At 60.6% G+C, this 24100-nt stretch carries 15 protein-coding genes, 1 tRNA gene, 1 other RNA gene and 1 pseudogene; 16 read left to right on the top strand and 2 right to left on the bottom strand.

Translation table 11 applies throughout. The features are described from left to right. Positions 1–272 precede the first annotated feature (272 nt). The 9 genes from ACUY3D_RS05855 to ACUY3D_RS05815 all read left to right on the top strand — a co-directional run bounded on the left by ACUY3D_RS05855 (position 273) and on the right by ACUY3D_RS05815 (position 17043). Positions 273–908 (top strand): hypothetical protein, encoded by a 636-nt coding sequence (locus tag ACUY3D_RS05855; protein ID WP_245168445.1) that lies wholly within the window; start codon positions 273–275, stop codon positions 906–908. Beyond that, positions 908–3793 (top strand): VWA domain-containing protein, encoded by a 2886-nt coding sequence (locus tag ACUY3D_RS05850; RefSeq protein WP_448240599.1) that lies wholly within the window; start codon positions 908–910, stop codon positions 3791–3793. The genes ACUY3D_RS05855 and ACUY3D_RS05850 overlap by 1 nt, the downstream gene beginning before the upstream one ends. Positions 3794–3863: 70 nt before the next feature. Continuing rightward, a complete protein-coding gene (locus ACUY3D_RS05845) occupies positions 3864–7529 on the top strand; it encodes a tubulin-like doman-containing protein (protein ID WP_269948887.1) in 3666 nt (1221 codons plus the stop codon). Continuing rightward, positions 7529–10366 (top strand): hypothetical protein, encoded by a 2838-nt coding sequence (locus ACUY3D_RS05840; protein ID WP_269948888.1) that lies wholly within the window; start codon positions 7529–7531, stop codon positions 10364–10366. The genes ACUY3D_RS05845 and ACUY3D_RS05840 overlap by 1 nt, the downstream gene beginning before the upstream one ends. 23 nt (positions 10367–10389) lie before the next feature. Beyond that, entirely contained in the window at positions 10390–12825 is a 2436-nt protein-coding gene (locus ACUY3D_RS05835) for a SaeA-related protein (protein ID WP_448240597.1), read from the top strand. A gap of 2 nt (positions 12826–12827) precedes the next feature. Further along, positions 12828–14561: a GAP1-N2 domain-containing protein gene (locus ACUY3D_RS05830; RefSeq protein WP_448240596.1), complete on the top strand. Its 1734-nt coding sequence runs from the start codon at positions 12828–12830 to the stop codon at positions 14559–14561. Between the two features lie 18 nt (positions 14562–14579). Then, complete coding sequence (locus ACUY3D_RS05825; protein WP_448240594.1) at positions 14580–15539, top strand: hypothetical protein; 960 nt, start codon at positions 14580–14582, stop codon at positions 15537–15539. Further along, a complete protein-coding gene (locus tag ACUY3D_RS05820; protein ID WP_448240593.1) occupies positions 15539–16549 on the top strand; it encodes a TRAFAC clade GTPase domain-containing protein in 1011 nt (336 codons plus the stop codon). Before ACUY3D_RS05825 ends, ACUY3D_RS05820 begins: the two co-directional genes overlap by 1 nt. Next, the gene (locus ACUY3D_RS05815; RefSeq protein ID WP_144676476.1) at positions 16546–17043 is read left to right on the top strand and encodes a hypothetical protein; all 498 of its coding nucleotides are present in this window, start codon (positions 16546–16548) and stop codon (positions 17041–17043) included. The genes ACUY3D_RS05820 and ACUY3D_RS05815 overlap by 4 nt, the downstream gene beginning before the upstream one ends. Positions 17044–17068: 25 nt before the next feature. Here the strand turns inward: ACUY3D_RS05815 and ACUY3D_RS05810 are convergent, their stop codons facing one another. Further along, positions 17069–18400: a hypothetical protein gene (locus ACUY3D_RS05810; RefSeq protein ID WP_448240592.1), complete on the bottom strand. Its 1332-nt coding sequence runs from the start codon at positions 18398–18400 to the stop codon at positions 17069–17071. Positions 18401–18458: 58 nt separating this feature from the next. Here ACUY3D_RS05810 and gluQRS point away from each other — a divergent pair, with 58 nt between their 5' ends. The 6 genes and pseudogenes from gluQRS to ACUY3D_RS05780 all read left to right on the top strand — a co-directional run bounded on the left by gluQRS (position 18459) and on the right by ACUY3D_RS05780 (position 23136). Then, the gene (gene gluQRS, locus ACUY3D_RS05805; RefSeq protein ID WP_101736527.1) at positions 18459–19391 is read left to right on the top strand and encodes a tRNA glutamyl-Q(34) synthetase GluQRS; all 933 of its coding nucleotides are present in this window, start codon (positions 18459–18461) and stop codon (positions 19389–19391) included. 70 nt (positions 19392–19461) lie between these two features. Next, positions 19462–21033 carry a cation:proton antiporter gene (locus ACUY3D_RS05800; protein WP_070564255.1) on the top strand — a complete coding sequence of 524 codons (1572 nt, stop codon included), beginning with the start codon at positions 19462–19464 and terminating at the stop codon, positions 21031–21033. 48 nt (positions 21034–21081) lie between these two features. Continuing rightward, positions 21082–21417 (top strand): hypothetical protein, encoded by a 336-nt coding sequence (locus tag ACUY3D_RS05795; RefSeq protein ID WP_046648840.1) that lies wholly within the window; start codon positions 21082–21084, stop codon positions 21415–21417. Between the two features lie 282 nt (positions 21418–21699). Then, on the top strand, positions 21700–22065 hold the full coding sequence (locus ACUY3D_RS05790; protein WP_070524538.1) for a VOC family protein: 366 nt from the start codon (positions 21700–21702) through the stop codon (positions 22063–22065). A gap of 216 nt (positions 22066–22281) precedes the next feature. Further along, positions 22282–22751 (top strand): annotated as a pseudogene (locus tag ACUY3D_RS05785) (transposase family protein); the annotation flags it as partial. Positions 22752–22893: 142 nt separating this feature from the next. Further along, the gene (locus ACUY3D_RS05780; protein ID WP_128081864.1) at positions 22894–23136 is read left to right on the top strand and encodes a hypothetical protein; all 243 of its coding nucleotides are present in this window, start codon (positions 22894–22896) and stop codon (positions 23134–23136) included. A gap of 458 nt (positions 23137–23594) precedes the next feature. Here the strand turns inward: ACUY3D_RS05780 and ACUY3D_RS05775 are convergent. Continuing rightward, positions 23595–23683, bottom strand: a tRNA-Ser gene (locus tag ACUY3D_RS05775). Positions 23684–23850: 167 nt separating this feature from the next. Here ACUY3D_RS05775 and ffs point away from each other — a divergent pair. Continuing rightward, positions 23851–23949, top strand: an RNA gene (gene ffs, locus ACUY3D_RS05770) — signal recognition particle sRNA small type. Positions 23950–24100: the final 151 nt, after the last annotated feature.

The following is a 24100-nucleotide window of genomic DNA, read 5'->3' as shown; positions in this document are numbered from 1 at the left end:
AGAAAAAATGCACGTAGTATGGCATTCTTTTGCTTGCAGTGTTTTCGTGTTCCCTGAACGTTTCCTGTCTATTGTGCCGCGGTGCGTGCTCGAAGAGATTCGGGGCGTTCGAAGTCCGAGGTTCGTGACGGGCATGTCGTGTCAGGGGGTGCGGCTACCTTGGTTTCTAGTCCTTAGAGCTTTCCGGCTGATCTGCTACCTTCTGCGTCTCTAGATGGGGGAGGCACCAGGTTTGCCGGTGGCCCAACTTCGTACAAGGGAAGGTCATCGATATGACGTTTGGTTCCCCAGGCTCCTCACCACAGTTTGGCGGGCGCCCGCCCCAAGGTGCTAGCCAGCCAGGTGCAGGATCCGCGCCTAGTTCTGGCTCCGGGTTTGGATCGCCCACTGGGGCTGGGGGCTTCGGCGGTTTTGGCGCCCCGAATCCTTCCCAGAATCCTGCGCAGAAGCCCTCTCCGGGTTTTAACTCCGGTTCGAGCGCGGGCGGCTCCTTTGGCGCGCCGGGCTCGCCGGATGGTTTCGGTGATTCCTCGCCCGCGCCGGATTACCGCCGTCAGGTGGCAACACCGACGAGCCCAACGAAGGGGCCGTGGCCGATGCTCATTGCCGCTGGCGTATCCGCGGTCATCGCGCTGATCCTGTTGATTCTTGCGCCGCTGCTTGCCGCTCCGACGGAGGGCCTTTTCTTTGGCCTGGCAATCGGGGGATGGCTCTTGGCTGGAATCGTGTCCTTCATCCTCTTGGGCCTGTACACGCTGAAGAACACGCAGCGCCAGGCTGAGACCTTTTATATTGAGGATACGACGCAAACCTTGCTCTACCGCGTCATTATGGGTGGAAGCTTTGTTCTTGTCATTGTCGCTGCGGTGGAAATCGCCTTCTACGTAGGAAAGGCGGTTGGCGCCTAATGAAGAAACTCACTCGTGCACTTGCCCTATCCGCGGCGGTGACAATCGCTGGATTCGGTGGCAGCTTAGGCGCGGTAGCGCAGGATGCTCCGCCGCCTCCGGAAGCTCCTGAGGCCCCAGAAGCCCCAGAAGCTCAGCCGGAAGAGCACCCTGAGGGAATCGGTTCCGAATCCTCGCTCTCTGAGGTTTCGCAGAAGAACCTGTCCGATTTCGGCTCCTGTATTGCCAGCGAGAAGTCTGCGGACCTGCTTTTTGTTCTTGACCAATCAGCGTCGTTGGTGGGCTATGAAGGCTCTCAGCCGACGGACGCCGATGCCTTCCGCGTCGATGCCACGGGGGACATCGTCAAGCAGCTGGCTAACCTCGGGGAAGATAACGGCGCAGACATCAACGTGAAACTCGCCGGCTTTGGTTCTGACTATTACAGCGATCCGGCCGAGTACGGCGGGTGGACCAATGTCTCCGGAAACGGTGATGCCCTGCAGAGCGAATTGGACAAGTTCCGCAAGGAGGACCGCGTAGCGGACCTCGAAACCAACTACGGCGCAGCTTATAAAGGCGCGTTGAAGGAACTGGCGTCTCACCAAGGAAGTAGCTGCCGCGGCATCGTGTTCTTTACCGATGGCAAGTACTACACCGACGCCGAGGCCAACGATCTCCAGGGTGCACAGGACAAGCTGTGTGAGGTCAATTCCTCTGTCACCGCCTTCCGTAACTCCAATATCCGCCTCTTTAACGTGGGACTCGTTCCGGCGGCGGAAGCCCAGGACCAGGTCCGCCAGCTCACCCGCATGGCGGAGGGTGAAGACTGCGGCCAGGGTGCCCCGAACGGTGCATTCTTCGACGCGGGTGAGGACCCGGCAGCGCTGTTCGCGGCCTTCCGTAACCTCATCCCCACCTCGGGTGGCGTGACCAAGGACGGCAACTTCAAAGACCAGTTTGATTTCGTCCTCGATGACTCCGTATCCCCTGTGCGTTTGTCGGCGGTACCGAAGAACTCGGTGGGTGAGGACGATCTCATCCCAACTCTGACTGGCCCCGATGGCGAAACCGTGGAACTCAAGCCGGATACCACGAAGGTTGCCGGTGCGAAGGTCTCCGTGACGGAGAACAACAAGCTGCCGGGCATGGTCGATATCGCGATGGAAAAGGACGGCGATTCCTGGGCAGGAGCGTGGACTTTTGGCTACAAGGTGGCTGAGGGGACCGAAGGCGAGTACCTCGCATCCGTTGTCATGGTGCCGGGCCTTAACCTGGACCTCAAGACGGAAGATGGCGCCAAGGTAGAAGGCGGCATCAACTCTGACCAGGTTTTGAAGGGACAGTTGGTTGATGGCCACGGCGAGCCCCGTGCGCTGGAGGGCCAGGGAACCCTCCATGCGGAGTTCGTGCCGGAGGATGGTTCCCCGGTTACCCTCGTGGACAATGCCCCCATCACCGATGGGCAACCAGTAGACATTCCGCTGGAGAAGGTGGAAAACGCAGCATCCGGTCAGCTCGTGACCCGCGTGGAAATCACCACTAAGGACACAGGTGAGCGCCCGGGTTCGAAGCTGGACCCCATCAACGCGGAAACGCCGCTGACGGTTACCCCGGTCAATATGCCGACGGTGGGCTCGGCGCAGACGATCACCATGACGGAGAAAGAAGTTACTGTCGACGTCCCGGTGACCGGCCCCGGCAAGGTGTGGGTAGCAGACCAGACCGTGGATTCCGCTGACGGGATGCTGCCCTCGGGAGTTCCTGCCGTTGCGGTGAGCTCCAAGCACAACTCGGAGGATTCCGCGCTGGAGCTCTCCAGGGACGAAAAGGCGACCATCCCGGTGACGTTGAGCGTTGAAGAGATGGCGGACGGCCCGCTGCGCGTGGATCCGGTGATCAACCTGCAGTCTGCTGAGGATAACCAGCAAATGGAGCTGCCGCTGACGCTGCAGGGTTCCATGACTGCGCCACTGAGCAAGTCCGCTTTCGGCCTCTCCTTTGTCCTCGCGGTGTTGCTTGCACTGCTGATTCCGCTGGCCATCTTGTACCTCATGAAGTGGGTTAGCGGCCGTATTCCGGAAAAGCCCCGAATGTTTGCGAAGACCATCCCGGTACGCCGCGAGGGTGCTAACCTCGTGCGAACCGACAATGGCCGCCCGTTCGCGGTGTCCAAGGAGGAGTTCCAGGGCGCTGTTCCGGTAGAGACCACCGGACGCTCTGCTCGCTTGGGCAGCAACGATGTCAAGGTAAAGATGGGGCTGAGCCCGTTTACCGCCGCCCACGTGGAGGTCCAGCGCGATGGCACCATTTCCGGCAAGGGCAAGAAGTCCGGCTGCCGGGCAGTTCTGCCGCTTGCGGTGCAGAACACGTGGTTCTTCGTGGGCAACGAGAAGGACCGCGATTCCGGTGAGATTGTCATGACCATCGATACGCTGGCCCAGGCCAGCGCGTATGACGAGATGTCGAAGGAGATCAGCCGCCAGGCCCTGCAACTCTTTGGCCAGGTCGAATTCCCTGCCGAGAAGCCCGACAAGGCACAGACACCGCCGCAGTCCGGCCAACCGGGGCAGCCGGTCCAGCAGAACCAGCCTGGCTCCCAGCCGCCGAGCGGTCCGCCGCCGCAACGTGGACCGCAGCAGGGTGCTCCGCAACCTGGTGGATTCGGCCAGTCCCAGCCTTCCGGCCCGTCACTTCACGGCCAGCAAGGGCGTGCGAACGGGCCGGGACGCCCCGGCTTCGGCGGAACGCCAAATGTTGGCGGTGGCACCGGGTTTGGCGGTGGCACTGGCTTTGGTGGGGACTCTGGCTTTGGGCAACCAGGCCAGCAGCGCCCGGGTAATCCTGGTAACCCTGGTACCAACGGCGGCTGGCCCCCAAGCCCGGGATTCGGCTCCCAGGGCTAAGCCGGTAGAGCAGTACACAACAGCCATAAACAGCACAGAAGCGAACCTCCCCTTCGAAAGGTAGTTAAAGATGAAGAAGTTCCTCGTCGTCGGTTGCGGTGGCTCCGGCGCCAAGACACTGGCGTTCATGATGGATCAGCTCAAGGCCGAGCTGCGAAGCATTGACCCGGACATGACCGAGCTGCCCAAGGCATGGCAGTTCGTCAACATCGACGTGCCGCTCGAAGAGGAGGCTGGACCGCAGAAGCTGCCGAATGTTACCCAGAACGGTGGTCACTACGTAGGCATTGGTGCCCGCCAGAACTACAACTCCTTCGACGAAGGCGTGTCCAGCACCTTGGGGCGCGCTGGCAAGCTCGGTGAGATTGCAACGTGGGCCACCCGCAATCCTTCCACCAACGACGTGAAGCTGGCTGACGGTGCCGGCCAGTACCGCGCGATTGGCCGTATGCTGACGCTGCCGAATCTCAAGAAGATCCGCCAGTCCCTCAAGGAAGCGGTGGATGAGATGTTCACGCAGGAGGCGATCCAGGAGCTCAACCGCCTTAACTACAAACAGACCAAGCTGGATTCTGATACCGGTGATTCCCAGCCGGTTGTCCTCGTTGTCTCCTCCATGGCGGGTGGCGCGGGCGCCTCGATGTTCTTGGACGTGTGCCGCGTGCTCACCACCATCCCGAACGTGAACCCGCAGGGCACTCTCATCTTCATGTACACCCCGGAGATCTTCGCCGATAACAAGGCGGATGACATGGCCGGCGCGTGGCCGAACTCGCTGGCCATGTTCGGTGAGGTTGTTGCCGCGCAGATGGGTAATTCCTATGAGCATGACCGCGCCATCTTCGAGGCTTTTGACATGGGCACCCCGCCGGAGGGGCAGACCTTTGGCCGTATTTTCCCCATTGGTTCCAAGATGGGCACCACCAGCGCTCGCTTCGGCGATGGTTCCGCCATGTCCATCTACCGCGGCCTGGGCCGCGCGTTGGCGGGGCTGATGGCTTCCACCAAGGCCAGCGATAACCTTGTGTCTTACGCGCTGACCAATACTCCGGCCGGTGACGGCGGCCGCCGCTTCTTCGGCTGGGATCGCCCAGACGGAACGCCGTGGGGGCGCCTGCCCTGGGGTTCGCTGGGTTATGCCCAGGTTTCGATGGGCCGCGACCGCTTTGCCGAATACTCTTCCCAGCGTCTTGCCCGCAGCGCCTTCGAGCGCCTCTTCAACGGGCACCTCGACCCGCAGAACCCCGAGGCCGGCGAGATGCAGATTGCTAAGAAGTTGGAAGAGCGGCTGCCCAAGGCCTTTAGCTCTATGACGCTTGAGCCCTCCTGGGCACAAGGCGGCCAGATTGATAGCGGCAGCGTGTGGAATTGGCTCAACAGCGTCTTTGGCGGCCAGGCCCAGCAGGCCGCGGATAGTGCTGCGAAGCACCTGCAGAACTTCATTCCGGTGGGCCAGGGCCGTAACGTCAACGAATGGCGTGAAGAGTTCGAGGGCAACATGGCCGATCCTCGCAATGAACAGGCCATCGCATCTGTGCTGAACAATGCCGCCTATGACATTGTTTACCGCTACGCCAACTTCTTCAGCGATGGTGTCCTCGCCACCGTGGAGTCGGAGCTCGCTGCGGTGGGCGTGCCCTATGTGCGCGAGATGCTCTCCAAGATCACGGACGTGCTCACCAACTCCGACCGCCTCCTGCCGCGCCTGTCTGAGTACTCCGGCTACTACCAGAACACCCGCGTGCTGGCGAAGCCAGAAGGCGCGGACCCTATCCTCAGCCCGTTGACCGGCAAGGGCCAGATGACGGACCCGACTCCTACGGTCAATGCTCTGATGGGCCTGTACTTCAACCAGTTCTACAGCTACGCCCTCATGGCCATTGCTCACCTGCTCAAGGATGTCCTGCAGGACTACGCCGATGAGAACCTCTTCCACCTCAAGCGCGAGCTGGGAGATGCCCACGCGGTGCTGGAGAAGGCAGTGTCGAAGCGCCCGGAGACGAACAAGCTGGCCGACGTCCGCACTGACGAAGTCAACTCGTGGCCAACGGAGCTCGATGAGGTCGTGGAAACCCGCTTTAAGGGCGCCGAGAACGAAATCATGCTGACCGACGTCAACAGCTTCATCTCGGACTACCGTGACCAGATGCTGCGTACCATCCAGGGACAGCAGTCCACCTCGGATGTCACCAACTACGAGCAGGCTTATCCTTTTGCGGTTCGTGCGGTCATCCGCGGTGAATGGGAATCACTCGATGCGGCCCAGGCGCCGAATGACACCCTGGCCCCGCAGAAGCGCACCAATGATGCTTACTCCAACCGTGCTGGCTGGGTGTCCAAGTACCTCTCGCGCCACCCGCAAAGCGGTGAATCCCGCGAATCCCAGCGCGCGCACTACCGCGCCAAGATTCGCCCAACTGATTTGCTGGAGCGCTCGCGCCAGTGGATTAATCGCCGTGATTATGAGTTCCAGAAGTTCAACTCGGTGGATCTGCGCCGCTACCTCACCCTTACCCCGGATATCAACGAGGTCGAGCACGCGCAGCGTCAGCGCCGGTTCGTCGAGGCATTCCAGCTTGCGCTGAGCTATGCCCGCCCCTTGGCTGCCGTCAACGATGACATGGTTCAGCGTATCCACGGCAAGTCCGTGCAGTACACCTACTCCTTCTCCGATATCCCGTTTGCGGAGCTGGGCTCTGCGGAGACCGGCATCGCCTCCCAGCTGGAGTCGGTGCTCAGCCGCCCGGAGATTGACGGGCCTTCCACGGTGGCTCTGCGCAACTCGCTGAACATGTCGGACCATGTGCAGCACATCGAGATCTTCGGTTCCTACCCCAACTACTCGCCGATCGTCTTCTCCTCCATGTTTAACTACATCGCCAAGGACATCGAGAAGCAGGATAATTTCGACGGTTCCTGGTGGTCGGAGCGCCGCACCCGACCGCTGCCAGCAGCCCTGCCGCTGACGAAGACGGAGCGCCAGGCCATGGTGGCCGGCTGGATCATCGGACGCATTACCGGCCGCGTTTACATCTCCAACGCCGATGCAGCCAACGCAGCGGCCCACATCTTCGATGACACGGATGGCGGCGTGAATGGATGGGTTGATTTCCCAGATCCGCTGCTTATCTCGCCGCGCCGCATGATCAAGAAGTCTGACTGGATGCCTTCGGTTCTGGAGTCCATCTTCATCGCCTACGCGAAGGTGCAGGAAACCGGACACTATGGTTTTGCCTCTTCGCTCTACCCATACCAGCTGTTGCGCGGGCTTTTCGACGACGGCCTAGACTTCGCCCACTCCGGTGCGTCCACGCACCCGGTGGTCCACCGCCTCGCGCAGTTCTTGGCATCCGGTGAAGCCCCGAACCGTGGTGTTATGGGTACCTCCATCCAGGACCGCTACGAATCCTTCGTGGAGGAGCTGGATAAGTTCGCCCGCGGCGCAGATCACTTCGTGCCGGGCCACACCAACTCCTTGCCGGGACAGGGACGTAAGGAAAAGCCCTTTGCGGAGGTACGCTCCCGCGAAGTCGCCTCGCATACGCCGTACTACCGTGACTTGGCGCTAGACGTCATCGAGATGGTCCCGGTCATCCGCAACTACCTGAATCAGGCCAAAACGGTGGCGGAGAACCCCGTCGCCCAGCCTGCCCCGCAGGTGCGCAGCTCCGATTCTGGCTTTGGCCAGGACCTCGCTCCGGAATTCAACCTCAACGACCTGGATGACACCTTCTAATGACGAACGTAATTATTTTCGGACACGGCGCCACCGCGGATGACATCCGCTCCCGCCTTTGTGACTTGCGTGCGGTCGGCCTGCTGCAGGACTTCCTCTGGATCGACTATGCCCACCCCACGAGCGGAGCTGTTGTGCGCTCCTTTACGGAGGAGGGCACGGCGCGCTTGTCGACGCTCGACGAGGCCCTCCGCAGCTTCAGCGGGGACGTCCTCCTCGCCACGATTGACCCGATGGATGCGGAACAACCGCAGGACGTCGACAAGCTCACGGAGTGGGTCGGGGCCGTCGACCAGCGCCTGATTCAGGCCTCCAACCTGCGCGTGCGCCTGTTGTTGTCAGCCCTTCCGCGCGAGAGCGTGGACATCGCGCCGCTGCAGGGCTGGAGCAACCTCGTGCTCTCCCCAGAAGAGGGCGGGACCCCAGCCTCCTCGCGCATTCGCCCGATCAAGCGCACCGCAGATGGCTTCGAGCTTGCCCAGTTCGCAGCCCCGGCCGTAGCCAGCATCTTTGGTTTATGGCGCGGGATGCCCGAACCGGCCGTGTTGGATCCAGAAACTCATCGCGTCATCGAAACAGGCGACCGGCAGCGCTTCCGTCTGGTGCGCGCCTTCCACCGCACCATCGATGCCAGTGATATCGAGGACAAGGTCAGGAAGGCCGTTTTCGATCCCAGTCAGCGCTTGCCGCAGCCGCAGGTCAATAACATTTCGCGCGCCGTGCACTACGCCAATCCGGAACAGCTGACGGATCAGTGCGCTCAGATGTTCATCAACCAGGAGATTTCCCCGTTGGTGAGCGCTCCGACCGCTTATGAGGAGCTGCAATCTCACAAGGTCAGCGGCTGGGCGGCGCTGAAGGATAATCTGCGCCTGTACTGGTCTACTGTGGTGGGCAAGCCGCAGGATTGGGTCGAGGGCCAGCGCGGTGCGATGAACAAGAACGCCGCCACCTTCCTGCAGAAGATGCTCTATGGCCAAGACTCCAGCGTGGAGGTTGTCTTGGCTGGGCACTCCGGCAAGGGCAGTGGCGCAACGAGCGTCGACGAGCTGCGCCAAGCCAGTGAGCACACCATGCGAGTCGCCCGGGAGCAGCACTTTTCCTTGGGCCAGGAACCGCAGCTCTCGCGCACGTGGGAGGCCTACCACGACTACGCACTGGGGCTTGTCGACGGTTCCTGGCGCGACAGCATCGATACCAAGGGCCTGCGCAATAACCAGGGCAACATGTACATCGTGCAGTACGGTGGCCAGTCCGTGCAGGATGTCAGCGCTTCTTTTGAGGGCTTCCATCCGCTCATGACCAGCACGTTGGGCTATACGCACGAGTCCCAAGCAACCGTCGCGCCTTTCGATCCGGTAGGCGCTGAGCGTTTTGCCGCCGACATCGAGTACACCAGCCAGCAGACCCGCAATGAAGCGGTCAGCCGCAAGAAGCACGAGTTTGCCTCCTGGCGAGCGAAGAACAGCACCACCTTCGCGTGGAAGGTAGGCCAGGGCCTCTGGGATAAGCTGGGGCACGCCCAGCAGAAGTACCGCGACGCGCACGCCAAGGCGCGCGAGCTGCAAGAACTGGCCAATAGTTTCCAAGCGCGTGATTTCAACGCGGAGAACAAAGCACTGACCCGGAAGCTGCGCACGATGTGGATCGTCCTCTTCGTGGTGCTTGCCCTGATGACCTACATGGTGGCTGGCCGCTATAACCCGGACTTGCCGCTGGGTGAGTACCTGCAGTGGTTCGACTGGCCGTGGTACGTCGTGGGCATCATCGTGGTTGTTCTTCTTTTCCTCGTGTGTTCTTGGGCGGTCTTTACCAAGGCACAGCGTGAGATCTTCGACTACGTGCAGCGGCGAAAGCTGCTGAACCGCAACCAAGAGATCGCCGCGCAGAATCTGGCCACGGCCTCTGCGGAGATCTCCCGCATCTCCAACGCCTATAACCAGTTCCTGAGCTGGTCGGCGCTGCTGGGCCGCGCGATTTACGCGCCCTTTGGGCGTAAGGAAACGTCGAGCGATCACCTGCGGACGCCGCAGTCGGGTCTTCCGGAGAATGCCCGCATTGCCCAGGCCGTGCTCAACCGTGACGATGCCGTGCGCATGACGGATGAAATCCGCTCCCATATTTTCCAAGCGGAGTGGGCACACCGTTCGCTTAAGTCACTGCTCGATGACATGAATGACACCTTTGAGCGCAACCGCACCGGCCACTCGGCTGTGGCCCTCAATGAGATGTGGGGAATGGCTGGCCTCGGCTCCAGCACTGCGTTGGATAACCTGTCCCGCAGCCTTGACCACCCCTACATGCAGGACCGCGATCACAAGCAGCAGGAATGGCAGAAGGTCATCACGGATCCGCGCATGACCCGCAGCCTGCAGCAATACCTCAGCCGTGTCACCTTCCGCGAGGAAGGCGGCAGTCGCGTTCAGAGCACCGCCGAGTTCCTCGACGGCATGAACCAGGAAAAGGGAGCCCTCCAGGCTTTTAGCTCCACTGCGCTCACTAATGCTGGCGGCGCTGAAGGGTATACCGAAATCGATGGCTCCCGCACGCGCATCGTCGAGGTAGACAGCCAGACCGCGCTGACCAGCCAGCTTTCGCGCTCTGTGACGGTGGTGCAGTACGGAAAGATCACTGACTTCAAGTACCTGATTCCCGACGCGGCGTCGAATGCCCCGTCCTTTGTGAATCCTGCGGATCTTTCACTCGACGACCTAGATGACATGGACCACATGGGCTTTAGATCGCCGGTGCAGGGAGATAACCAAGGGCCGACTACGCAGCCGCCGTTTGGTCGGCCGGAGGCACCGGACCTCTCAGACCTCGACGAAACTTTCTGACGAGACCTCCTTAAGGAACGTTGATGACACACAACCCGAAACCTTCGATCACGGATATGCCGCTGAGCGAGCTTAAGTCCCTGCACCAGCTCAAGCGCGTGAACGCCGATGATGTGCGCGCGGCCGTATCGGCGCCGTTTAGGCAGTTCGCCGAACAGATTGCCGCCGCGTATAACGGCGAAGAGGTGGCCCACCCAGAGCTGAGCGCACAGGCGCGCAACGCCGCAGTGGCCCAGGAAGAACGTGCCGCGCAGGAACGTGCCGCGCAAGAACGCGCGGCACAGGAAAAGGTAGCGCAGGAACGTGCGGCACAGGAAAAGGCAGCGCGAGCCGAAGAACAAGCCCGCCAGCGGGAACAGGCACAACGTGCCGCTGCAGCTAGTACCGCAGCAGGTGGCGTGGCGCAGGCAGGCTCCGCGCCTCAACCAGAACCGGCACAGCCAGCGGCACAGCCGCATGATTTCTTTGCCGAGTGGGAGGCACTGCAGGCCGAGGAAGAACAGAAGACCCAGGTCAACGAAGAGGACTACATCACTATCCCGGGCTTTGGGATTAAGGCGGAGTATCAGTTCCGCCAAGACCCGAACTGGGAAGCTCCCGGCATCGAATTTGAAGTTGAGGTGCCGCAAGAGGACGCGCTGGCGCAGGATTCTCACGAGGACTTTGGCTATGGCATCGAACCAGAACCGGAGCCGGAGGACAACGACCTTCGCCATCCGGTGCGCCTGTGGTGGCCCGAGCTTGAGCACTCGCCGGATGAGGTGGTGTTCTACCGGGTAGTCGCCGATGATTCAGAAATGGTGGCCTCCCCGGATGCCGGTGACACCCTCGTTTACACAAAAGGAACTGCCTACCGTGACCACACCCCGGGCGAGGCAGGTCTGCGCCACTACGCGGTGTGGGCGTATAAGGGACGGGATCTTCGCGAGCTCATCAATAGCCAACCGGTATTCATGGGAGACACGGGCGTGGTCTTCCCACCGGTGAACGTCCAGGTATCCACCATCAAGGGAGCCATCCAGGTGTCCTGGGACCTGCTACCGGGGCACTCGAGCGCCATGGTTTATGCCTGCCGGGACAGCGAGAAGGAAAAGCTCTCCCCGCGCTTCGAACAAGACGTGGATAGCAGCGGGCGCAAGGCCACCATTCCGGTGCAGGAAGCCGGGCAGACCGTCGTCATCTCGTTGCTGGGCCAAGCGGAGTTCCACGGCGCTACCGAGCAGAGCCAGGACGAAGTTGCCGTCCAGCGCTCCGTGAAACTTGCCAGCGAGCTGGAGAAGCTGGAGCTCTCACGCTGTGAGCGCCGCAGCGAATACGGACAAGACAGCATCGAAGTTGATTGGTACTCGCCCAAGACCGGCGAGGTAAAGATCTATCTGACACCCAACGCCCCGCAGGCGGACCTTCGCACGTCCGCGGTGCCAAAGACGTACGTCGAAAGTGCGCTATCGAGCGCCATCAGTGAGACCCGTGGAGTGTCTGAACCGGGCTCTTTCCAAACCACCACGGTGCCGTGGCCGCCGGATTGGTACGAGGTCTACATCACCCCGGTGAACTTTAACGACGCGGATGCCTGGGTGGGCGAATCCAAAGTGCTGCAGCGCGTGCAGTCCATTGAGGATGACCAGTTCCGTCTCATCGAGCGCGTGGACAGCCAGCTCATTACATTTGATTGGCCGAAGGGCGCGACGGCAGTGGAGTACTCCACTAATCGCGAGCACGATCAGATCCGCGAGGAGGATTACGACCTTCAAGGAGGAATCCGCCTGCACCTCGATCAGCACGGCGATACCGTGCGCCTGAAGCCTTATGCAGTCTTCGCGGGCAAACGCACTGAGGGCGATGAACGCGTGATTCAGTACGAGGGCCTGCGCCCAGTTACCTATGACTTCGAGGTTGATTACGCTCAGGGCCAGATCGGGGTGTTCCTCTGGAGCTTGGGCAATGGCGACAAGCGCCAGTTCTCCTGCCAGGTGGTCTACCGTGCTGACCGCCTGCCACTCTTCCCCGAAGACGGCGAGGCACTCGGCATTGTGGAGACCAACCTGCAGAGCACCACACACGTGGCTCAAGGACTGGGCCCGATGCGCGGGCAGTACCCAGATTTCACGGTGTCAGTTGGCGAGCGAATTCAACGTAGGGGATTCATCCGTCTGTTCGCCGTCGAGGGCTTTGATAGCCAGGTCGATACCTCTTTCGACAGTTTCGGCGGTGAGGACGTCTTTAGTAGTTTCTCGGAGAGCTACAGCGATGCCTCCTCCACGTTGAGTGCATTGGATAAAGCCGTGGTGGTGGAAGGCGATGTGTCTTACAAGTTGATGCTGCCCCCACCCGTGCAGAACCAAGCTCCCAGCTATGACCCGCAGTACGGCCAACAAGGATATGAGCCCAACGCTTATGACCAGCACAACTATGGCCAGGATTATTCTCAAGACCAGTACTTCCAAGGAGGCCAGTAGTTATGGGCGGTGCCTTTAGCTATGCATCTTTTTCCCGCGCCAATGGCCGTGCCGGTGGTTGGGGAGTGGGTCAGAAGGCCGGCGATATTACCCAGGAGGAGCTGGCTGAGCTGGTGTCCTTCGTGCCGACTTCGCTCAACAACGGCACGACGATACCGGATTTCCCTTCTGCCCAGCAGCGCGCGGAGCTGGTCCGCCGCACAGCGGTTTTTGCTCTCACTCCTGAGGCGGAAAAGTGGGTCACTATGGTCTCCGTCCCCGCAGGCCTAGATGCGACAGGCCGCGGCGGAAACGTCTTCACCTACACGTCCATTTCGCGCACGGGCACTCCGCCGGCGCCGGCGACGGTCCTGTTTTCTCCCGATATCCCAGCGCCTTTTTCCATCTACGAGGTGGACAAAGTCCAGATTCCGGCCAAGATCTCGGCGCGCGGTCCGTTGCACTCGGATGTGTTGCTGGAGGAGTTTCTGGATGGCGAATTCCGCTATCCAGAGAAGCTGCCCGCACCGTTCAAAGCCGTGACCCCGAACCCGAACCCCACCTTCAACCGTGCGTTGGTCACCGCCATGGCGAAGGTTTTGAATTCCCGCAACGGCCTGGTCATTCTCGTGGCCCCTGATAACCAGGCAGCGCTGTGGATCGCCGCCACCGCCCGCGAGGTGGGGGAGGATGGTTTCGGATTCTCCACTTTTGAGAAGGCCGCCGCCATCAACGAGTTTCCGCTGAGTACGTCCACCATGCTCGTGGTACCGCCCAGCGAGAAGCAGCGTCTTAAGGAAACCGCGATCCCCGGCAATCCAGTCGTGTTTGCACTTGATGAGGCCCTGCCCGATGTCAGCGCGTACGAAGCACGTGCTGCGGAAGAAACTGAGGCCGTGGCCCCGGAGTCGCAGCACGAGCAGGCCGAGCAGCGCACGGGTGCAGCACAGGAACCGGAAGAGAGCGCTGCAACAGCCAGCAAGCCTGAGAAGAGTGCAGCACTCAGCTTCGACGACTCCTGGGGCGAAGACCCAGCTGATTTTGGAGCGCCTATCCCAGACGCCTCGCCTTTTGCGGCCCCGGGTCATGGCCCTGCGGGTATTCCGCCGAATCCCCTCGATACCCCCGCGCCGAGTACGTCGCAGGAGAACCCTTTCGCCACGACAGTAGAAACGGCGCCGTCGCCAAGTGCAGAAGCCGCACCAGCAGCTGAAGAAGCACATCCGCTGCCGGCAGCGGCATCGGGTGGCAACGCCAATGTTCCTGGGCTCAGCGCCGAGGAATGGCATAGGCTCAAGGATTTCGATCCGCGCTGGTGGATCGAGCACTTAGATACCAACCGCGGACGCGCCATCCAGTTGGCTTACCTCGACAGAAACTCGTTGGGTGAGGGGCTGGACAAGTTACTGATGTCCGCAATCGTTGCCTCTTGGGTGTTCTATTTCCCGCGGGACTTCAACCTCCTGGCAGAGGATGCGCTGCGGCTCTGGGAGGACCGCGAGCTCGAGCACATCGCGCACCTCACCGCAATGCACTTTGCGGGAACATTCGTGCCGGAGCATTGCGAGCGCTATGCCACGGGGCGCGTCGCCATGTTGCTGGACCGCACGACACAGTTGCTCGCGGAGCGCTCGGCGCGCGCGCAGCAGCAACCCGCCCCATCGCACTTTGCACAGCACACAGCGTGGCAGCACCGTGGAGCAGCTCACGGAGGACTAGGCGAACACGGTCGAAACACGGGATTCCACGGAAGGTAAGAGAAGGGAAGAAGCGTCATGGCTAAATACACACTGCGGGACGGAGAGTCCCGCCGCATCGGCTCAGACGGCATCCTGCGCGTTGAAGCCTTCGAGATGGGAACTGGCGGCGCCTCGATGGAGCTGGCGATTATGGGAGAAGGCGTTGATGCCGTGCGCGTCCACGACCTCTCCATCATGGTGCACTCCCTGCCTGAGCGCGCCACCATCGTCGTGCGCCCCAAGCGGAATGGGACCTTCGGCCTGCGCAGCGAGGTCCGCCTGACGGTAAGCAACGCCGGTGATTCGGTGACGTTCCCGCGCGTGCTTATCGACGCCGCCGAGGACTCCGCCGAACGCCTCGCCGAGGTCACCCCGGAATCTGGGAGCTACCTCTTGGAAGCATTCGGCACGACCGAGGGCACCGGAATCACAGATTCCGCCCGCGAGGTGCGCTCCAAGATGCGCCGCGCGGAGCTGGATGTCGCTGGCCTCGATGATGTCACCGTGGTCATCGATGGCTCTGCCTCCATGCAGGTCAACGTCACTCCGAAGATCATTGAAGCGGCCGCTAAGTACATCGATGCGCTCTCCGATGCTTTCCGGCACTTCCGCGCCACTGACGGGCAGGACAGCATCGAGACCCATAAGGTGGATGAGCTCACCCGTTTCATCGCGGGTGTGATTGATAGTGGAGCGGAGCGCGTAGGCCAGCGGCCGTGGCGCTTGCCGCCTCTCACCTCAACGTCCTCGCTGGTCATCTACGTCACCGATTCTCCCGTGGCCTCCATGCTGGAGACCCAGGTGCCCACCGTTGTGCTCATCACCAGTGCCATCGGCCGCCAGGAGCTCGAGCTCGCGCGCATCAACGGGACTCCGGCTCATGTGGCGTATGCGGTGATCGACGGGGACGTCGTCAAGCAGCTCGAATCCGGCGCCAACACTGAGCTTTCGGAATTGACTGACCGCGTCACCGCCATGCTGAAAGAGAGGAACTAATGAGCCAGGCACGTTGCCCGTGGACCTTTAAACCGCTCGAGGATGGTGTGACGGTGAGTCCGTACACCAACCGGGAGTTGCCGCAGGGATGGACCGACGCCGTGACACATTGCGTGGCCATGGCGGGCGCGCGTAACTCCGGTAAGTCGCTGTACACCGCGGTGATGATCAAGCAGCTCAAGCAGCTGGCGCACAAACACAACCGCTCCGTGCAAGCGGCGGATGAATCCACCCGGGAGCGCTACGCGGAGGTGTATGAGAAGCCGCTCTTTGAGGAGATGCGGGCCATGGATCCCACGCCGAGCGCGGTGGCTACCGACGCCTACCAGCGTGATCCGCTGATTTTTGAGCTCGGCAAGTGGCCCGATGAACAGGGCTTTGAGCGAATGAATTTCTTGGTCTTCCGCGACGTTGCGGGCGAGGACCTGGAGAACCCGCCGGAGAACGAAGCCGACCGCGAAAACCTTGCGTTCTTCTCCCACGCGGATTTGGTGATCTTCCTCTTTGACCCGCTGCGCGTGCAGCAGATTCAGGACTTTATCCACGGGCTGATCCCCAATATTGGTGAGCTCGGTGCGGATTCCTTGCGGGTCCTGGATAACCTGCTGGCGTTGCTCGACACGGATACTCCGCCGCCGCTGGCCGTGACAATCTCGAAGTTCGACACGGTTCAGAAACTTGAGCAGGTGGATGACGTGCGCTGGAAGAAGCTCATGGCCAACCGCGGCTCCGCCTTCCGCCGGGATACCGGGTGGAATTTCCGCGATTCGGACCGCTGGATGGTTCACCTCGAAGCCGAATCGTTGTTGCGCTTCTTGGGTGCCAACGACCTCATCAACAAGATCTATTCGGCAGCGCCGAGTGGCGGTAGTTTCTTCGTGACCTCCGCGTTGGGTGAGGCCCCGACGGGCCGCCAGCTAGCCCGCAGCGGCATTGCGCCCTATCGCGTTCTGGATCCTATTCGCTGGTTGCTGAGTCAACGCGGCGTCTTTGCTGAGGATGTGTCATGACCTTCGGCAACCCGCAGTCTCCAGGAACCCCACAGCCGGGCTCGCCTGCCGCACCCGCGCCGGACTATCGCTATGGACAGGTCAGCGACACCGTCCGCCAGGCCCGCCGCGCGGCCGATATGAAGGCGCAATGGGCACCGTGGCCGTTGAAGATCGCAGCGGTGCTGGAGGTCTTCATCACGAGCTACACCGTCTACAACATCTGCCGGCTCATCGCCTTTGAAAACAGCCCGGCGGCGGTAACCCGCACGGACCAGCTTTCCACCGAGCTGGGCGTGTTACTTGCCGTACTGGTTCTCTTGGTGTGTGCCCTCACCACCTATGTGCTGCATGCACAGCAGTCCGCGCGAGTTGCGTTGACCGTTATCAGCGCCATCGTGGTGCTGCTCATTCCGGCAAGTTGGGTCATGCCCGCGTCGATCGCTTCGGCGGTGGTCATTGTGCTGCTGTGGCTACCGGCGAACCGGCAGTGGTTCGGCGGCCAGGCGCGATGAGGCTAGGCCTCGTGCATCGCGGGGCCTAGGCCTTCTTGCGTAGCTCCTCGAGCGCGCGGACATTGTGGGCCTTTTCAAACAGGTTGTACGCCAAGAAGTACATGCTGCGAGCGAGGTCGGCCTTGCCGGTGGAGGCGTGGCGATCACCTAGGAGCTCGGCGACTTCCGCGAGGGCGTTGTGCTCCGAAGGCGTCGTGGCCTCGGTGTCAGGGTGCCGGTCTAAGAAATTGAGCAGAACCTGGGTGGATTTATACATGTCCTGCGCCTGCAAAAGCAGGCTTTCAGAATAAAGGACGGTCCACTTGGCCGATACGGGCAGGCTCTGGAGCTTGAGCGAATCTACGTAGCGGGAGGCCAGGATGTCATAGGCTTCCTCAGGGGCGCGGTGTTGCACGTCGAGGGTCACGGTCTTGAGGATCGAACGGAGCTCGCCGTCGAGGTCCCCGTAGCACTGATACTCGCGGGCAGCAGCGGCGAAGCAGGCCACGCGCTGCTCCACATCCGCAGCGGAGTGCTGTGCAGCATCGCTGTAAAAGCGGGCCAGCATCGGTGCCGGGAGCTGCTGGTATTCCTCATCCGCGCGCGCGTTGGACAGGATGGTGAAGGAATGCGCAGCAACGCGCTCGCAGTCGGCGGCAGAGCCGGATGCCCACAGCGCGCCCACGGCGGATTCGAGGATGGTACGGAGGATATCCCCCATCGTGGCCCCTGCGCCGTCGAATTCTCCTGCGGTCACGGCGTCGTTGATAGCCACGAATTCAGCAGCGTGTGTTTTCGCTTCGCCGCTCTTGGCGGATTCTAGGCGCTCTTGGAGCTCGGCCAGCGAGACGCTGTTGCCGAAGCTCGAGGATGGGCTATTGGCGTCGGCTGAAGCATCCACGCTGGCGGGGGCGGACTCGGAGAAGTCCTTGTGGCTTGCTGCGATGCGGGCGGCGGCAATCTCATTCAACGCCGTGTCATCGCCAGCCGCGGCTGCCTTGGCGGCGAACTTCTCTGCTTCCTCGGTGTCGTTGTGATCCATCCATGCGCAGGCGACGCGGGTATAGCCTGCGGCCACCAGCGATGGTTGTCCGGTCAGCGCACCGAGTGCGGCAATGGTGAAGGAATCGTCGACGTTCTTGATGGTGCCGGCGGCCACACGGAGGGTCTCCCGGGCCTCCAAATAGCGGGCGGCGGGAATGGCATCTTCCAGGCTGCCTAGGAAAGTATCATCTGCGAGTACTCGGCTAATCTGCTCATCAATGTGGGTGGACTCATCGGTGGGAAGAGAAAGCCCGGGAGCCTGGGCGCGCGCATAGGCGAGCATTTTTTCGGCGTCGGCAGAATCAAGCAGGGGATACGTCGCATCAGAAGCCATGGGGGAGAGTCTAGTAGAGGACTCCGGTGCGCGCGGGGCTCCTCGTAGACTGGTGGCCATGGATTCTCTTAGCCCCGCCGGACGTTACGCCCCGAGCCCGTCCGGCGATCTTCACCTGGGTAACCTGCGTACGGCGTTGCTGGCCTGGCTCTACGCTCGGAGTAGCGGGCGCCGCTTCCTTGTGCGCGTGGAGGACATTGACACGCAGCGCTCCTCGCGGGAGGCGGCGCAGCGCCAGCTGGAGGACCTCGCCGCGCTCGGCCTGGACTGGGACGGGGAAGTCATCTACCAGCAGGATCGCTACGCGGCTTATGAGGAGGCCCTGGCGCAGCTTCCTACCTACGAGTGCTATTGCTCGCGCAAGGACATCCAGGAAGCCTCCCGCGCGCCGCATGCCATCCCTGGGCAGTACCCGGGGACGTGCCGCGAGCTTAGCGACGATCAGCGGGCCGCCAAACGCGCCGAACTCGCCGCCCAAAACCGCGTGCCAGCCATACGCCTGCGTGCCGACGCTTCCTCCTTCACCATCCACGACGCCCTCGCCGGCGAGTACACCGGGGAGGTGGATGACTTCATCCTGCGCCGCGGCGGCCAGCCCCCGGCGGATCCGAACCAGGGCATGGACTGGGCCTATAACCTGGCGGTTGTTGTCGACGATGCCTTCCAAGGCGTCGATCAGATCGTGCGCGGCGATGACTTGCTGTCTTCTGCCCCGCGTCAGGCATACTTGGCGCATAAGCTGGGCTATCCGGAGCCGGAGTTCGTTCACGTGCCGCTCGTGCTCAACGCTGAGGGCGTGCGTTTGTCCAAGCGCGATGGGGCGGTGACCCTGCGTCAGCTGCTCGAGGGGCACGGTAGGGATGCGGGGGACGTCGTCAAGCTCTTGGCCCAATCCTTAGGGTATGAGGCCTCTTCCGTGCAGGAGCTGTGCGAACAGTTTCAGCCGGAGAAGCTATCGCGGGAGGCCTTCGTCTGGGATGGCGCTGTGTAACTGCTCTCCCTCGCCGGCCACGCAACGGTAGTCTGAGAACAGAAAAACTTAAACGGGGAAAGAAGCGCGTATGGAAGTTTTATTTGTCCTTATTGGCCTGATGCTGTTGACCGTTATTGTCATGGCGGTGGGGGACAAGATCGGGCTTCCCTGGCCAGCGCTTCTGACCATCCTTACGGCGGTGGCGGTTTCGGTATACGCCACTTTTTCGAATGGCACATTCGAGTTCGCCGTACCCGCCGACCTCATTCTTCCGATCTTCTTGCCGCCATTGCTGTGGGCGCTGGCAAGGAGAACATCGTGGGGTGTTATTCGTGAGCAGTGGATGACCATCCTGGCTCTGTCCGTGCTGCTCGTGGTGGCTACGACCCTTGCGGTGGGATTCACCGCTCGCGCATTCATGCCGGGCTTGGGGCTAGCTGCCGCCATCCTTATCGGCGCCGCGATTGCCCCGCCGGATCCGGTGGCCGTCGAGGCCGTGGCAGAACCTGCCGGTATCCCACGGCGCATCATTTCCGTGCTGCAGATCGAAGGCCTGTTTAATGATGCCGCGTCTATTGTGGCCTTCCACCTCGCCCTGGAAGCCGTGACGAGTTCGGGTGAGATGCACGCCGGGGAAGCGGTGACGCGTTTCCTCTACTCCGCGGCTGTAGCCGCCATCCTCGGGCTCGTCGTGGGGCGCGTGTCTTCGTGGTTCGTCGGCGCGGTTCACGAGGTTGTCGCTCGCAACGCCTTGACGTGGGTGATTCCTTTTGCCGTGTATATCGCTGCGGAGGAGCTCGGCGCCTCCGGTGTCATCGCGGTGGTGATTGCCGCGGTGGAACTGCACTCCCGCGCACCGATTCAGGCGGAGGACCGCCTCTCCGGCCAGTCATTCTGGGAGACCGTCGAGCTGCTTTTCACGGGCGTGGCTTTCGGCCTCATTGGCTTGACCGTGTTCAGCGCCATCGACGCCGCGGGCGCGGACCTCTGGCACGCGGTCATCATCGGCGTCATCCTGTCCGTTGTTGCTTTCCTCGTGCGCTTGGTGTGGATGTACGCCTTCTATCTCATTAATAGGCGCCGCGGGAAGCCACGCCTGGCGCCGCTGCGCCTGCAAGAAGTGCTGCTTATGACGTGGTCCGGCATGCGCGGTTTGGTGACTCTTGCGCTGGTTCTGTCTGTTCCGAGTGGATTGAGCTTCTACAACGAGTTGACCGTTATCGCCCTCGTGGTGCTGCTCATGACCATGGTGATTCCCGGCCTGTTGCTGCCGTGGCTTATGCGTCAGCTCGACCTCACCACGTATTCGCAGGCAGCCACGGATAAGATGCGCGCGACCATTACCTCCCGCGCGCGTAAAGCCGGCATTGCTGCGATGCGCGCGAAGTATGAGGAACTGGACCCCGACACTGCGGCAAATATTGCCCAATGGTTTGAGGACCGCCTCGGCGAAGACGAGGATGGTGAGGACGCTACAACTCGTCTGCGCATGGCCATCGAGGCCCGTGAGGTGGCCCTCGCGGCACGGCGAACAGCCCTCGCCGGCGCCCAACAAGAGTTACTACGCCTGCGCCGCGATAGGGAATTCAACCCGATGATTGTGGACGAAGTGCTTGCCGACGTCGACCGGATGTCCCTCGGCGCAAAGAAACACAGTTGAGAGGAGTGCTGATCCGTGACTAAGAATGAGGGCGAGAGGAGCGAATCAATGGACGCCTATGAGTACGCCCAGCTGGAAGACGGCCTGGATTACCTCTACGACTTCTTCGACGCTGACTTGGAGGAGCGCGTGCGCGCCGGGCGTGAGCTGCTGCCAGAAGGCATGGAAGACATCTTGGGCGACCACACCTTGGAAGACTACGTCTGGCTGTGGATCAAAGAACCTGGCCCCCGCGGTTTCCGCCAGTTCTTGCGCGATGGCGGCTATGGCGAGGCCGAGGTGAAGGAGGCTTTCCTGCTCGCCCGCACGGAATGGGGCATGAACACCCCGCCGCACGTGGAGTGGCTCAAGGAAGACGGTTTCGCGGCCCCCGAGTTCGAGTAGGGGCGGTTGACCATGGGCGTTCGATGGAGGTGCCCAGCTCGAGTGCCCAGCCGCAAAGGAACCAAAGTACTGGCACCTTATGCGAAACTCCGCATGCAATCACCTGGGGTTTTCCATCCTGGGCCCCGCAAATGGTGCCTTTGCTTTGGTTCCTTTGCGTGAAGGCTCCAAGCCACCGCATGAAGAATCCAATAGCCTCGATTTCTAATACCGCACACGGGCAAAGGGCATTTGGAATAATCGCGACTAATCTTTGGCCCAGCGAGAAAGGTTATGCCAATCATGCGATTCGATCATTTGACGATCTTGACCCGCAATATCGAAGCCTCATGGGAGTTCTACCATCAACTTCCAAACTCCGAAGCAAAGCCATTGTCTGCTGAAGAAGGATATTTTGAAGTGTCGTTTGATGGCAGCGTAATTGGCGTATTCGATTCTTCAGTTTTTGCTTCAGCCACTAACACTAGTCCGGCAACCCCCGGCGGAGCAGTAATCCAATTCTCTGTCGAGGACGTCGACGAGTATTGGGGTCAACTTCCAGATTCCTATCGCGAGGCTTCTGCCTCACCCAAGAAAATGCCATGGGGTTCTTATTCCGCCTACATTTCGGATCCAGACGGAAACATTCTGGAGTTCTATACGTGGTGAAATCAGTTTGCTGCTTCGCAGAAATCGGCTTCTGAGAATTAACGGCTTAAGGGACTTTTCGTGTGGATAAACCGATACGGATTCCCAAGGCAGCCTGGGATAATACGGTGATCTTGATTTTGAATCGGTTCCAACAGCCTGATCGGTGAAATCGACATCGGATAGCCATAGACCTGTGGTGGGAGGACTGCTGCTGGTGCGGTAATGCCAATTCATATGGCTAATAGGAATCGGCTGTCGTGCGATATGTGCGGCCACTTTCTGGTTAAGAACAACAAAACTGCGGCAGGACCCCAAGGCCGGCTATGCCCTCAGTGCAACGTTTTCATCGATTAACACCCGCGCACACCAGTGAGATTCGGCATTTTAAAATCTTTATTGACTGGGTCCTTTCTGGGGAATCCGCAGACCACTTGGCCAAACGCCTTGGGATAACAAGGCGGGCTTTGACCCGGTGGTTTAAGCTGCTGTGGTTTATCATCGTGCCAACAGCAGCAGATCCCTATCGTGTCTATGACCAGGTCTTTATCGACGGCACCTACTTTCACAAGAAATGCCTGCTGGTAGCCTGCACCGAAACGCACGTCATCGCCCGACATTGGTGCCTGCGTGAAAGCTCAAACGAGTACCTGAAACTGCTCGACAAAATCGCGGAATCGTACATCGTTACCACCGACGGGTCGGGGGAGTGAACCTTTGCTGATCGGGTGGTTGAGTTCCACAGTGCCGAGTAATGGCATACACCTATTTTCCCTTTCATGCACTCTTCAAGCCATAGAACCCGAGAAGAGTATACGAAAGTTCCAAATTTAGGTGGGGGGATCAATTGTGAGTAAAGAATTGTTATTCTCATGGGGATTCCTGCCTTCGGGCGATGACGGAAGTTGTAAGGAAGATGCGGAAATGAAACTATTTAAAGTCTTTACCCTTGTCATTCTCATTGCAGGCGCTTTGTTGTGTATAGCGGGCTTATTTTGGGAAACTCGGCTTACTAATCTTGGGCTTCCTATGGCCCTTCTAGGAATAGCTCTTTCAGTTGCTGCATCAGCTAAAAGGAGGAGTAAAGAGTAATAGGGATATGCTCAGTCTAGGTTTGTCATATAGAAAGACGCCGACTCATTGAAGACTGAGGTAGCGCCTTGCCGGTTGTTGTCTGTCAGCTCAAGCAAGTAGAAGCCCCTAGCGGCAAGGCGTAGGCGATTTCGGAAGAGATACCATGCGACAGCACGGTCGACATGGTCACAAATGTTCCACCCATTCCTGGCTACCTCTTAGCCAAACAGCTCATGGGATATCTCGCTGTCCGCAGTCGTATCGACAATAGTCGCCTACGACTGCGGGAAACTCGGCCTACGTGGTTAAGAAGAAGACCACGCGCAACCCTAGGATTTGCAATACCAGCCGAAGAAATGGCCGAACTCCTAGGCTATGCCAACGAAATCTAAAACCGTGTATCCGCGACCACTAGAATCTGCCACCTGCGCATGAGGAGAAGTCCCCTGGATGATGACATCCAGGGGACTTCCCAATGGCGGAGGATAGGGGATTTGAACCCCTGAGGGATGTGACTCCCGCACGCGTTCCAGGCGTGTGACATAGGCCGCTAGTCGAATCCTCCGCTGGAAAACATTACATGAGCCCCCTAATGAAGCAAAATCGCCAGGTCAGGGCGGAAAACTTAAGAATTTAGTGGCTTGAGTTGGGGAGTGCGCTTGGAAGAGGAGTGGGGAGTTGGGGGGCGGGGGAGCGGTTTGGCGTCGACAAGCAAGGCGCGCTAGGCTAGACCGCAGGATTCCGCGTGGCGTCCATCCTCTGAACTCCCCCAGGGCAGGAATGCAGCAAGGGTCAGGAGGCTCTGGCGGGTGCGCGGGGTCCCCTTTTTGTATGTATGCCTTCACACGGGGGATGTGGCCTAAACGACAAAACGTGTTGTTTTCCGGCGTGTCGAGTTAAACGACAGATTGTGTTGGTGGGGGTTGGGGTTTAGCGTATGTGACCTTTGCGTATTCCCATAGAGTGGTTGTAGGCAGTGTCG

It is taken from the genome of Corynebacterium guaraldiae, from assembly GCF_053480195.1.
This window is presented reverse-complemented; position numbering and strand designations above follow the sequence as displayed.